At 45.4% G+C, this 12,017-nt stretch carries 12 protein-coding genes, 8 tRNA genes and 1 riboswitch; of the genes, 17 read left to right on the top strand and 3 right to left on the bottom strand.

The genetic code is table 11. The annotated features are described in order from the left end of the window. The first annotated feature begins 19 nt into the window (after nucleotides 1–19). The 14 genes from BTO30_RS02780 to BTO30_RS02845 all read left to right on the top strand — a co-directional run bounded on the left by BTO30_RS02780 (nucleotide 20) and on the right by BTO30_RS02845 (nucleotide 8,181). Nucleotides 20–95, top strand: a tRNA-Thr gene (locus BTO30_RS02780). A 27-nt stretch (nucleotides 96–122) separates the two neighbouring features. Then, a tRNA-Tyr gene (locus BTO30_RS02785) sits at nucleotides 123–206 on the top strand. Between the two features lie 5 nt (nucleotides 207–211). Then, nucleotides 212–285, top strand: a tRNA-Trp gene (locus BTO30_RS02790). Nucleotides 286–301: 16 nt separating this feature from the next. Then, nucleotides 302–377: transfer RNA gene (locus tag BTO30_RS02795), tRNA-His, on the top strand. A 6-nt stretch (nucleotides 378–383) separates the two neighbouring features. After that, a tRNA-Gln gene (locus BTO30_RS02800) sits at nucleotides 384–458 on the top strand. Nucleotides 459–462: 4 nt separating this feature from the next. After that, nucleotides 463–537, top strand: a tRNA-Gly gene (locus BTO30_RS02805). Between the two features lie 8 nt (nucleotides 538–545). Beyond that, nucleotides 546–619: transfer RNA gene (locus BTO30_RS02810), tRNA-Cys, on the top strand. An 8-nt stretch (nucleotides 620–627) separates the two neighbouring features. Continuing rightward, a tRNA-Leu gene (locus tag BTO30_RS02815) sits at nucleotides 628–711 on the top strand. Nucleotides 712–846: 135 nt separating this feature from the next. Continuing rightward, nucleotides 847–1,563 carry a metallophosphoesterase family protein gene (locus BTO30_RS02820; RefSeq protein ID WP_075397206.1) on the top strand — a complete coding sequence of 239 codons (717 nt, stop codon included), beginning with the start codon at nucleotides 847–849 and terminating at the stop codon, nucleotides 1,561–1,563. A gap of 160 nt (nucleotides 1,564–1,723) precedes the next feature. Beyond that, nucleotides 1,724–1,840, top strand: a riboswitch (TPP riboswitch). Nucleotides 1,841–1,958: 118 nt separating this feature from the next. Beyond that, entirely contained in the window at nucleotides 1,959–3,710 is a 1,752-nt protein-coding gene (gene thiC, locus BTO30_RS02825; RefSeq protein WP_075397207.1) for a phosphomethylpyrimidine synthase ThiC, read from the top strand. A gap of 88 nt (nucleotides 3,711–3,798) precedes the next feature. Further along, the gene (locus BTO30_RS02830; protein ID WP_075397208.1) at nucleotides 3,799–4,302 is read left to right on the top strand and encodes a DinB family protein; all 504 of its coding nucleotides are present in this window, start codon (nucleotides 3,799–3,801) and stop codon (nucleotides 4,300–4,302) included. Nucleotides 4,303–4,346: 44 nt separating this feature from the next. After that, entirely contained in the window at nucleotides 4,347–5,483 is a 1,137-nt protein-coding gene (gene queG / locus BTO30_RS02835) for a tRNA epoxyqueuosine(34) reductase QueG (protein ID WP_075397209.1), read from the top strand. Between the two features lie 27 nt (nucleotides 5,484–5,510). Then, nucleotides 5,511–5,984: a tRNA (uridine(34)/cytosine(34)/5-carboxymethylaminomethyluridine(34)-2'-O)-methyltransferase TrmL gene (trmL, locus tag BTO30_RS02840; protein WP_075397210.1), complete on the top strand. Its 474-nt coding sequence runs from the start codon at nucleotides 5,511–5,513 to the stop codon at nucleotides 5,982–5,984. 313 nt (nucleotides 5,985–6,297) lie between these two features. Continuing rightward, on the top strand, nucleotides 6,298–8,181 hold the full coding sequence (locus tag BTO30_RS02845; RefSeq protein ID WP_075397211.1) for a PrkA family serine protein kinase: 1,884 nt from the start codon (nucleotides 6,298–6,300) through the stop codon (nucleotides 8,179–8,181). Between the two features lie 31 nt (nucleotides 8,182–8,212). On the opposite strand, the gene BTO30_RS17340 is transcribed toward BTO30_RS02845, so the two are convergent. After that, nucleotides 8,213–8,386, bottom strand: a complete 174-nt coding sequence (locus BTO30_RS17340) for a hypothetical protein (RefSeq protein WP_169829346.1) — start codon at nucleotides 8,384–8,386, stop codon at nucleotides 8,213–8,215. Between the two features lie 73 nt (nucleotides 8,387–8,459). Here BTO30_RS17340 and yhbH point away from each other — a divergent pair, with 73 nt between their 5' ends. After that, nucleotides 8,460–9,590: a sporulation protein YhbH gene (gene yhbH / locus BTO30_RS02855; RefSeq protein ID WP_075397212.1), complete on the top strand. Its 1,131-nt coding sequence runs from the start codon at nucleotides 8,460–8,462 to the stop codon at nucleotides 9,588–9,590. Nucleotides 9,591–9,697: 107 nt separating this feature from the next. Here the strand turns inward: yhbH and BTO30_RS02860 are convergent, their stop codons facing one another. Then, nucleotides 9,698–10,204 carry a phosphatidylglycerophosphatase A family protein gene (locus BTO30_RS02860; protein ID WP_075397213.1) on the bottom strand — a complete coding sequence of 169 codons (507 nt, stop codon included), beginning with the start codon at nucleotides 10,202–10,204 and terminating at the stop codon, nucleotides 9,698–9,700. A gap of 125 nt (nucleotides 10,205–10,329) precedes the next feature. On the opposite strand from BTO30_RS02860, the gene BTO30_RS02865 reads away from it, so the two are divergent. Then, a complete protein-coding gene (locus BTO30_RS02865; RefSeq protein WP_075397214.1) occupies nucleotides 10,330–11,310 on the top strand; it encodes a 2-hydroxyacid dehydrogenase in 981 nt (326 codons plus the stop codon). A 41-nt stretch (nucleotides 11,311–11,351) separates the two neighbouring features. On the opposite strand, the gene BTO30_RS02870 is transcribed toward BTO30_RS02865, so the two are convergent. Beyond that, complete coding sequence (locus BTO30_RS02870) at nucleotides 11,352–11,588, bottom strand: NifU family protein (RefSeq protein WP_075397215.1); 237 nt, start codon at nucleotides 11,586–11,588, stop codon at nucleotides 11,352–11,354. A gap of 84 nt (nucleotides 11,589–11,672) precedes the next feature. On the opposite strand from BTO30_RS02870, the gene BTO30_RS02875 reads away from it, so the two are divergent. Further along, entirely contained in the window at nucleotides 11,673–11,987 is a 315-nt protein-coding gene (locus BTO30_RS02875) for a YuzD family protein (protein ID WP_143331898.1), read from the top strand. Nucleotides 11,988–12,017: the final 30 nt, after the last annotated feature.

A 12,017-nucleotide genomic window follows, 5' to 3' on the forward strand; every position in this document is an offset into this window, starting at 1 on the left:
CCGTCCTGAGCCACCATTTGCCGGTGTAGCTCAACTGGTAGAGCAACTGACTTGTAATCAGTAGGTTGGGGGTTCAAGTCCTCTTGCCGGCACCACGTTTTTTAAAAGCAATTTTATATTGCGGAGGGGTAGCGAAGTGGCTAAACGCGGCGGACTGTAAATCCGCTCCTTCGGGTTCGGCAGTTCGAATCTGCCCCCCTCCACCATTTACAGGGGCATAGTTTAACGGTAGAACAGAGGTCTCCAAAACCTCCAGTGTGGGTTCGATTCCTACTGCCCCTGCCAATCGAAAACTATTATGGCGGTCGTGGCGAAGTGGTTAACGCATCGGATTGTGGCTCCGACACTCGTGGGTTCGATTCCCATCGATCGCCCCATATTTTTGGGCTATAGCCAAGCGGTAAGGCAACGGACTTTGACTCCGTCATGCGCTGGTTCGAATCCAGCTAGCCCAGCCATTTTGCGGAAGTAGTTCAGTGGTAGAACATCACCTTGCCAAGGTGGGGGTCGCGGGTTCGAATCCCGTCTTCCGCTCCATATAATAAGGCGGCATAGCCAAGTGGTAAGGCCAAGGTCTGCAAAACCTTTACCACCGGTTCGAGTCCGGTTGCCGCCTCCATAAAAATTGCCGGCGTGGCGGAATTGGCAGACGCGCTGGACTCAAAATCCAGTTCCTTCACGGGAGTGCCGGTTCGACCCCGGCCGCCGGTATAAACGGCGTTTAGTACGCATCAAAAAGAGCTTCTACATCTTGTAGAAGCTCTTTTTGTATGCAATATTTCACTTTTCAATAATAATCGTGATAACATAAAAGAAATACATAATATTTGAGAGGACGGTATATGAATGAAAATCGCGTTTATTTCAGATATTCATGGCAATGCGGTTGCACTGGATTCTGTATTGAAAGACATTGAACGAAAAGAAGTTGATGAAATTTATGTGCTTGGGGACATTTGTTATCGTGGTCCGGAACCGAAGAGGTCTTTGCAGCTGGTACAAGGATTGAATACTAATGTCATCAAAGGAAATGCAGATGAGTGGGTCGTGCGAGGTATTCAAAAGGGAGAAGTACCGGATTCCGTACTTGAAATGATGAACAACGAGCGTGATTGGATTGCGTCACATTTAGAAAAAGATGATATCGATTATTTACATGAGCTTCCGACAGAATTACATTTTGAAGCAGCAGGTCTGTCTATTAATGTTTTTCATGCAACGCCTGATAGTTTATTTGAGGTCGTGCTTCCAGGGGAATCGGATGAAGTGCTCAAGACAAACCTGATGTCGTCTACCGATTCGGATGTGTATGTATATGCCCATATTCATAAGCCGTATATCCGCACGATTAACGGGAAAATTTTGATTAATATCGGAAGTGTAGGGCTTCCGTTTGATGGTATGAAAAAATCGTCATACGCTATCGTCGAAATTGAAGACAATCGAGTCAGTACGTCAATTGAACGTGTTGAATATAATGTGGAGAGAGTGGTTAAGCAGTATGAGCAGTTAAAATATCCTAATCAAAATATGATTAATGTCATCCGCAATGCGCGCATATAGAATTAAACAACCCCTTCTGGCCGCCGGAAGGGGTTGTTCCACAGAGAGAAGACCCAGGATCCATCCTAAAAAGGTGTAAGAATCAAACGATTCATATAAAAAGAGAAAAATAACTTTACAGAATGTTTTGTCTATGATAAAGTGTAACCAGTTTCATATTGATATCTGCTGGGGGTGTCCGTTAGCCGGACTGAGAGAAGAGCGCGCTTGTAAGGCTCTTTAACCCTTCGAACCTGATCTGGTTGATACCAGCGTAGGGAAGTAGGGAGAGACGGCTTATAAGTCGTTAACCACACTATTTCACGGGTTCTTTTAAATTATTAAAAGAACCCGTTTTTATTTTCCAAAGTTGTGTGCTTCCAGATCGGTTCGGCTATTAAAAGGAGGAAAATAGGATGAATCGACTGGAAAGTGAAAAAATCGAACTGCAGTCTCAGTTCCCTGCAAGTGAAAAAGTGTATGTAGAAGGAAGCCGTTCGGATGTGCGGGTGCCGTTTCGAAAAATTGAATTGACTGATACGACAACGGATGCGGGCACATTTAAAAATGAACCCATTTCGGTCTATGATACGAGCGGTCCCTATACAGAACCCGGATTTGTGGCAGATGTACATAAAGGGCTGCCGCGGACAAGAGAGCGCTGGATTGAAGAGCGGAATGATACGGAAACATATACCGGACGTGAAGTGAAGCCGGAAGATAATGGAGCGAAAGACGCGGCTTCGATGTTTAAGCACGATTTTAATCACGTACCGCGCCGCGCATTGCCTGGAAAAAACGTCACGCAAATGCATTACGCGAAGAATGGAATCATTACACCGGAAATGGAATACGTTGCGATTCGTGAGAATATGGATCCGGAAGTGGTTCGTGCAGAAGTTGCATCAGGCCGCGCCATTATTCCTTCTAATATTAATCATCCGGAAAATGAACCGATGATTATCGGCAGCCATTTTCATGTAAAAGTAAATGCGAATATTGGTAACTCGGCTGTCAGCTCTTCGATTGAAGAAGAAGTAGAAAAAATGACGTGGGCGACGCACTGGGGTGCCGATACCATCATGGATTTATCAACTGGAAAAAACATACATGCAACCCGCGAGTTTATTATCCGTAATTCACCGGTGCCGGTCGGGACAGTGCCGATTTATCAGGCGCTGGAAAAAGTAAATGGAATCGCTGAAAATTTAACGTGGGAAGTATATCGCGATACACTTATTGAACAGGCAGAACAAGGTGTTGATTACTTTACGATTCATGCGGGTGTACTGCTTCGTTACATTCCGCTCACAATTAAACGGACGACAGGGATTGTGTCCCGCGGCGGTTCAATTATGGCGCAGTGGTGTCTTGCTCACCATGAAGAAAATTTCCTTTATACGCATTTTGAAGAGATTTGTGAAATTTTAAAAGCATACGATATTTCTGTCTCACTAGGTGATGGCCTCCGCCCGGGTTCCATTGCCGATGCAAATGACGAAGCGCAGTTTGCGGAGCTTGAGACGCTTGGAGAACTGACAAAAATTGCTTGGAAACACGATGTGCAGGTCATGATTGAAGGTCCGGGGCATGTGCCGCTTCATAAGATTAAAGAGAATATTGACAAAGAAATTGACATTTGCCAGGGAGCTCCTTTCTACACCCTTGGTCCATTGACAACTGATATTGCGCCGGGTTACGATCACATTACTTCAGCTATCGGTGCGGCGATGATCGCCATGCACGGAACGGCGATGCTTTGCTACGTAACACCGAAGGAACATCTGGGATTGCCGGATAAGAACGACGTGCGGGAAGGCGTTATCGCTTACAAAATTGCCGCCCATGCCGCCGATCTGGCTAAAGGTCATCCAGGTGCGCAAAAGCGGGATGACGCATTGTCTAAAGCGCGTTTTGAATTTAGATGGCATGACCAGTTTAATCTATCGCTTGATCCGGACCGGGCGCGTGAGTATCATGATGAAACATTGCCGGCTGAAGGAGCGAAAACGGCTCATTTTTGCTCAATGTGCGGACCCAAATTCTGCTCGATGCGGATTTCTCATGACCTTCGAAAACAGGCCGCCGCAGATGAGGAATTTATGGAAAGCGGCATGAAACAAAAATCAGAAGAATTTATTGAAGCTGGAGGCAAAATATACAACTGATGCACATTGTTCGACTTTTCAGATCTATTGTGAAATAATGTTAAGTACCCCTGTGTGGGATTTTCACTGATTCTGGAGGGAAGACGATATGCTTTCTGAACACCTGAAGCAAAATGAGCAGTACCGAAATGAATTGCTTGAGGCAGTGGATGGACTGACGGATGATAAATTAAACAAACGTCCTGACAGCGACAGCTGGACGATTATGCAAGTACTCGACCATTTGTATTTAATGGAACAGGGTATCACGAAAGCGATCGCTTCGGAGCTGAAAAACCCGGACAGCAAAAAAGCGGAACCGAAGCCAATTGAAAAAACAACCGACCGCTCTTACAAAAAAGATGCGCCTGAATTTGCCAAACCTCCGTATGATTACCGGACGCTCCAGCAAATGAAAGATCGTCTGTACATTTCACGCGATCAGCTTTTACGGCTGCTTGAACAGACAGATGAAGAAACATTAAACAATAAATCATATCCGCATTCGTCTTTCGGACCAATGCCGCTCAGCCAGTGGGTGCCGTTTATCGGTCTACATGAAAAAAGGCATCTGCTGCAAATTGAAGAAATAAAAGAACGATTAAACAAGTAAGCGGGTCAACCGTTTGCTTGTTTTTTCTGTGAAGAGGTGAAAAAATGTATCGGCAATTAAAACAGGAACTGATCGACTACAGCAAAGAAATCGGCATTGATAAAATCGGGTTCGCTGCAGCCGATCCATTTTTGGAATTAAAGGAAAAACTAATTCAGCATCAAGAACTTGGCTACGCGTCAGGATTTGAAGAAAAAGACATTGAAAAGCGTGTAAATCCAGCGCTTCTTCTCGATCAGCCGCGTTCAATCATTGCCATTGCCCTGGCGTATCCATCGAAACTTGAAAAAGCGCCAAAAGGAAAAAAAGGCGAGCGGAGGGGATTGTTTTGCAGGGCTTCATGGGGTGAAGATTATCACTCTGTTCTGCGCAGAAAACTGGCAATGCTGGAGGCTTTTTTGCAAGAAAAACTGCCGGATGTGCGTTTTAAATCAATGGTCGATACTGGCGAGCTGTCCGATAGGGCTGTAGCAGAACGTGCGGGGATTGGATGGAGCGCTAAAAATTGTGCGATCATTACACCGGAATTCGGGTCATACGTGTATCTCGGTGAGATGATTACGAACGTGCCATTTGAGCCGGATACACCGATAGAGAACCAGTGCGGCAGCTGTACAAAATGCATCGATGCGTGTCCGACAAGTGCACTTGTTCAGGGGGGGCAGCTGAATGCGCAGCGCTGTATCGCGTATTTAACGCAGACAAAAGACTTTCTGCCGGAGGAGTTCCGCAAACATCTCGGCAACCGTTTATATGGCTGTGATACGTGCCAGACTGTTTGCCCGGAGAATAAAGGAAAGCATGTGCTTAAACATGCAGAAATGACACCGGAGCCGGAACAGGTGAAGCCGCTGCTGGAACCATTGTTATCCATCAGCAACAAAGAATTTAAACAACGATTCGGGTCCATGTCCGGCTCGTGGCGCGGCAAAAAGCCGATTCAGCGCAATGCGATTATTGCACTTGCTCACTTTAAAGAAGAATCATCTCTTCCATCGCTTGTTCAAGTATTGAATGATGATCCGCGCCCGGTTCTCAGAGGAACCGCCGCCTATGCAATCGGCCAGATTGGAGGAGCAGAGGCAAAACAGGCGCTGAACTTGGCGCTTTCACAAGAAAAAGAAGAGGACGTTCTTTTTGAAATTGAACGTGCGATTCAAACGGTTCATTCCATGTTATAATGGTGTTTTGAAAAGGAGTGAAGGTTTGTGGCTGTTCATGTGGTGTTATATCAGCCGGAGATTCCGGCAAATACGGGGAATATTGCACGGACGTGCGCTGCGACGGGGGCACCGCTTCATTTAATCCGGCCTCTTGGATTTTCGACAGATGATAAAATGTTAAAGCGCGCCGGTCTTGATTACTGGGAATTCGTGAATATTACGTATTATGATTCACTTGATGATTTTTTTGAAAAAAATAAAGACGGCAATATGTTTTATTTGTCGAAGTTCGGCGTGCAGGATCATGCAAAATTTGATTACAGCGACCCGGACCAGGATTATTATTTTATGTTCGGCAAAGAGACGACCGGCTTGCCGAAAGATCTTATTCAGGAAAACATTGACCGCTGCCTGCGCGTGCCGATGAACGACAATGTGCGCTCGCTTAATTTGTCCAATACTGCGGCGATTCTTGTGTATGAAGCGCTGCGGCAGCAAGGGTTTCCAGGACTTCATTAAAAAGGCTGTACCGATTTATTCGGTACAGCCTTTTTGTTGTTTTTATTTTGTGCCTGGCTTATCGTTATAGCCCGCTGTGAAAATCGCTGCTAAAAACGCCGCACAAACAGCAAGAACACCTAATAGTCTCATGAATTCATGCTCCTTCCTTCAACGTGAAAGTACATATCTTCATCCATTATAACGGAAATAAACAACATTGTGAACGCTTCTTTTTTTCGAAATCGTGACAGCGGATTTTTCATAAATAGAGAGTTGTCTGCATAAAATCCGGTAAATACGCCCATTGTGAGCGGAGCGGAGGGAGCTATTTATGACGATATTAGATAAAATTCAATCGTGCCGTGCTGAAGAAGAAAAGCTGCGCTGGGAAGGGACATTTCGGGAGTATTTAGATTTATTGAAAAAACATCCGCATATTGCGATGCCGGCGCATGCTCGTATACATGAAATGATCCGGTCGGCCGGTGTTGAGAAGGATCAATATTCGTTTTTCAGCGGCGAATTATTCGGACTGGATGAAGCGATCAAACGGCTTGTCGAGGAATATTTTCATCCGGCAGCGAAAAAGCTGGATGTACGAAAACGGATTTTGCTGTTAATGGGGCCAGTCGGCGGCGGGAAATCGACCATTGTGTCAATGCTGAAGCGCGGATTGGAACAATTTACCCGGACGGATGCCGGCGCGGTTTATGCGATAAAACATTGCCAGATGGCAGAAGACCCGCTTCATTTAATTCCACGTGAATTGCGCGATGAATTTTTTGACGAATACGGGATACGCATTGAAGGGTCATTGTCACCGCTTAATTCGTTCAGGCTGGAGCATGAATTTGGCGGCCGGATTGAGGATGTGCCGGTGGAACGCATCTTTTTCTCGGAAGACCGGCGCAGAGGGATCGGTACGTTTAGTCCATCTGATCCGAAATCACAGGACATTGCCGATTTGACCGGCAGCATTGATTTCTCAACCATTGCGGAGTTCGGTTCGGAATCTGATCCGCGGGCGTATCGGTTTGACGGTGAATTAAATATTGCAAACAGAGGGCTGATGGAGTTTCAGGAGATGTTGAAATGCGATGAAAAGTTTTTATGGCATCTGCTGTCACTCACTCAGGAAGGCAATTTTAAAGCTGGCCGGTTTGCCCTTATTTCGGCGGACGAAATGATTATCGCTCATACGAACGAAACGGAATATCGATCGTTTATTGCGGATAAAAAGAATGAAGCCCTTCACTCGCGGATGATTGTCATGCCGGTTCCGTACAATTTAAAAGTATCGGAAGAGGAAAAAATTTATGAGAAAATGGTGCATGAAAGTGAAGCTGCGGACGTTCATTTTGCGCCGCATACATTCCGCACGGCGGCGATGTTTACGATTTTAACTCGATTAAAAGAGTCGAGCCGTTCGAATATTGATTTAGTCATGAAAATGAAGCTTTATGATGGTGCGGCAGTGGAAGGGTTGACAGGGCTTGATGCGGCAGAGCTGAGAAAAGAGCATCTGGATGAAGGAATGGACGGCATTGATCCCCGTTATGTCATGAATCGGATTTCTGCAGCGATTATAAAGAAAGGGACGAATTCGATCAATGCACTGGATGTGCTTCGCTCGCTGAAAGACGGACTCGACAGCCACCCGTCCATTTCACAAGAAATACGGGCAAAATATTTGCAGTTTATTTCTGAAGCGCGGAAGCAATACGATGAAACGGCGAAAAAAGAAGTTCAGAGAGCGTTTGTGTATTCGTATGAAGAATCTGCGCGGGCGATGATGGACAATTATCTCGATAATGTCGAAGCGTATTGCAACAAAACGAAGCTAAACGACCCGCTGACGGGTGAAGAAATGAATCCGGATGAGCGGCTTATGCGGTCAATAGAAGAGCAGATTGGCATTTCGGAAAATGCGAAAAAGTCGTTCCGTGAAGAAATGCTGATCCGTATTTCAGCCTATGCGCGTAAAGGGAAGAAGTTTGACTACAGGGAGCATGACCGTCTGCGGGAAGCGATTCAGAAAAAGCTGTTTTCTGATTTGAAAGATGTGGTGAAGATTACGACATCTTCTGTTGCACCGGATGAGCAGCAGCTGAAAAAGATGAACGAAGTGACAGCACGGCTTATTGATGAGTGCGGTTATAATTCTGTATCAGCGAATGAACTGCTTCGCTACGTCGGCGGTTTATTGAATCGATAGCGAGAAAAAACCCGGTTGAATGCGGACCGGGTTATTGTTTTCCATCTATTTTCTTGTCATGTTGAACAGGGTCCGGCTGACGTTCATGCTGCTTCAATTCTTCATTCGTACGCTGGCGTTCCATTTGGCGTCCAAGCTGTTCCATATCTTCAAAATTTGTGACCATAGAATTGACAGGCTCTACTTCACGCTCTTTAAAATTCATGTTAAGTCACCTCATGTTCATTTTTTGTAAGTATACCCTGTCATTTGAAAAATGAAACCGGGAGGACGAAGAAATGGAGAAATTTTATCACATTTCTGAAGAAGACTGGTCCCTGCATCGAAAAGGCTTTGATGATCAAGAGCGGCACCGGCAAAAAGTAAAAGAAGCGATTAAAAAAAATTTGGCTGATATGGTGACGGAAGAGCAGATTATTATGTCGGACGGAAAACGAATTGTGAAACTGCCGATCCGCTCATTGCAGGAATATCGAATTCGATACACAGAAGAGAAAAACCGTCATGCGGGGCAGGGAAAAGGGAACGTAGGGGATGCCATTGCAAGAGCGGGTGAGGATCAACAGGCGGCAGGTCAAGGGAAAAAAGCGGGGAATGTACGCGGCGAAGATTACTATGAAGCGGATGTCAGCATTGCGGAAATAGAAGAAGCATTATTTTCAGAGATGGAGCTGCCGCGCTTAGTCGAAAAGGAAAAGTCGACATCCTTTATTACAGACTGGAAAATAAACGATATTCGTAAAACAGGTGTAACAGCACGGATTGATAAGAAAAAAACATTGCTGGCCGCGTTTAAACGGAATTCATTATCAGGGATTCAGGCTTTTTTCCCGGTGCTGCCGGAAGACAGGCGGTTTCGCTCATTTACGGAGGAAAAAACGCCGCAGTCAAAAGCCGTTATTTTTGCGATGATGGATACGAGCGGAAGCATGGGACCTTTTGAAAAGTATATTGCCCGCAGCTTTTTCTTCTGGATGACCCGCTTTTTGAGGAAAAAATATACGACGGTTGAGATTGTGTTTATCGCTCATCATACTGAAGCAAAAATAGTGGAAGAAGATGACTTTTTTTCAAAAGGGGAAAGCGGCGGTACGATCTGCTCATCAGCCTATGCACTTGTTTTGGATTTAATAGAAAAAAAGTATTCATCGGAGCAATACAATATCTATCCTTTTCATTTTTCAGACGGCGATAATTTAGCTTCCGATAATCCGCAGTGCGTGACGCTGCTGCAGAAACTATTGCCCCATTGCCGCATGTTTGGCTATGGAGAGGTCAATCAGTACAATCGGACGACACCGCTCATGTCTGCTTTCCGAAAAATAAACGATCCGCTGTTTCGTTCATATGTCATCAAAAAGCGTGAAGAAGTATATCCCGCGCTGACGTATTTCTTCAAAGCGGAATAAGAAAGCAGGGAATGATGATGAACTCACAAGGCGGTTCCTGCGTTAGGTACAAATAGATAAAAAGCGGCGCAGTAACCTTTTTTAGGTTTAGTGTGCCGCTTTTTTCATTATTCCGTATGTGCTGCACGATGCGCAAGGCGGCTTGCCGCCGCCGCTGCAATGGCACCTACGATATCGTCTAAAAATGTATGCACCTGACCGGTTGATTTATCATTTAAAAACTGCAAAATGCCTGGCTTTTGTTTATCGATGTAGCCATAGCTTGTTAGACCGATTGTGCCATATACGTTCACGATAGCTGTCGCGATTGTTTCGTCAAGGCCATATAGTCCTTCATCGGTCTTAATAATGGACAGAAGCGGTTCTTCCAGCATATTTTTCTCAGCAAGCATGTCTAGCTGTACACCGGTCAGCACGGCATTCTGAACTTCGCGTTTTCGGAGAACAGCTTCTACATGTTCAACCGCGTCTGCAAGCTCGAGCTCCGGATGATAAGGTTTTTGTAAATAAATGACGAGTTCAGCGATGTCTTCTACTTTAACACCGCGTTCCGCAATCCACCGGCGCGCCGTTTTCTCTGACATGCTCATTACTGGTTTTTCTTCAATTGTCATGGTTTCTCACACCTTTTTTCCATCAGTATATTCATGTATAGCATTATCATGCCCTTCTTAATTGTGACATACTCATACGGAAAATGGTACAATAATTACGGAATAATCAGAAAAGAGGTGCGTATGTGAAGCCATTTGTGTATGTAACAAGAAAAGTACCGGATGAAATTTATGAGCGCCTGGCAGACAAGTATAACGTTGAGATGTGGACGGAAGAAGATAAAGCGGTTCCACGCAGCATTCTTCTTGAAAAAGCAGCGAAGGCCGACGCATTGTTAACTGTTATTTCCGATGCTGTTGATGAAGTGTTGTTTTCGCAGGCGGGTCAGTTAAAAGTGGTCGCGAATATGGCCGTCGGCTTTGACAACATTGATCTGGAGGCAGCGAGCAGGCACGGTGTTTCGATTTGCAATACACCAGATGTGCTCACCGATACAACGGCTGATTTAACATTTGCACTGCTTTTGGCCACAGCGCGCCGTATGATGGAAGCGGCAGAGTTTGTGAAAGACGGGGAGTGGACCAGCTGGGCGCCGATGATGCTCGTTGGAACAGATGTCCATCATAAAAAAATTGGGATTGTAGGGATGGGGAAAATCGGGACAGCTGTCGCGAAACGGGCAGCAGGATTTGATATGGAAATTTTGTATCATAACCGGAATCGTCATGAAGTGGCGGAAGAAATGCTTGGCGCCCAGTATTGCACGTTTGACGAGCTGCTTGCAGAAGCTGATTTTGTCGTCTGTCTTGCCCCTCTGAATCAGGATACGCGCGGCTTGTTTCAACGGGAGCATTTTCAAAAAATGAAGAACGATGCGATTTTTATAAACGCGAGCAGGGGACCGATCATTAATGAGCAGGCATTAATTGAGGCCCTTACTGCAGGGGAAATTGCGGCGGCGGGACTTGATGTATTCGACAAAGAACCGATCAATGCCGATCATCCTTTCCTGACGATGAAAAATGTGGTGGCACTTCCGCATATCGGCAGTGCGTCCAAAGAGACACGCATGGCGATGATGGGGACGTGCTGTGATAATATTGAGGCTGTTTTTGAAGGCCGTCATCCAAAAACGCTCGTCAATAAAGATGTGCTTCAATTTTAATGAAAAAGAGCTGATCCGCAGTGCGGCCAGCTCCTTCTTCATTAAAATACTTGTTCTACCTCAACGACACCCGGTACTTCTTCAAGAAGCGCGCGCTCGATACCCGCTTTCAATGTGATCGTTGAACTAGGGCAGCTACCGCATGCGCCGAGCAGACGAAGTTTTACGATCCCGTCTTCAACATCAACGAGTTCGCAGTCGCCGCCGTCACGCAGCAGGAATGGGCGTAATTTATCTAGTACTTCTTGCACTTCACCATACATTTCTTGTTCTTGCATCTTTAATCGTCTCCTTTCAATAATTATATTATAATGATTTTAAATTAAAAAATCAATTTATCATTGAAAAGAGGGGGACAATTCATGGAAATAACCGTTTATGGAGCCGATCAGATTTGCGCAGGCTGCGTGAATTTACCGTCGTCCAAAGACACATATGAATGGCTGGAAGCCGCCATATCACGTAAATTTCCCGACCAGCCGTTCACAATTGAATACGTTGATATTTTCTCACCGCCGGACGATGAATTGAAAAAAGAAATGGCGGCACGTGTCATTGAGGACGATTTATTTTACCCGGTCGTTTTCATTGGAAATGAAATGGTCGCAGAAGGAAATCCACGGCTGAAACCGATCTTTGCTAAAATGGAGAAACACGGATATACACCCGGTGTTTGAACAGGTGGAACACGTAAGTTGTTTCTCCAG

Origin of the sequence: Domibacillus antri, from assembly GCF_001936625.1 — a bacterium.
GTDB classification, from domain to species: Bacteria; Bacillota; Bacilli; order Bacillales; family Domibacillaceae; genus Domibacillus; species Domibacillus antri.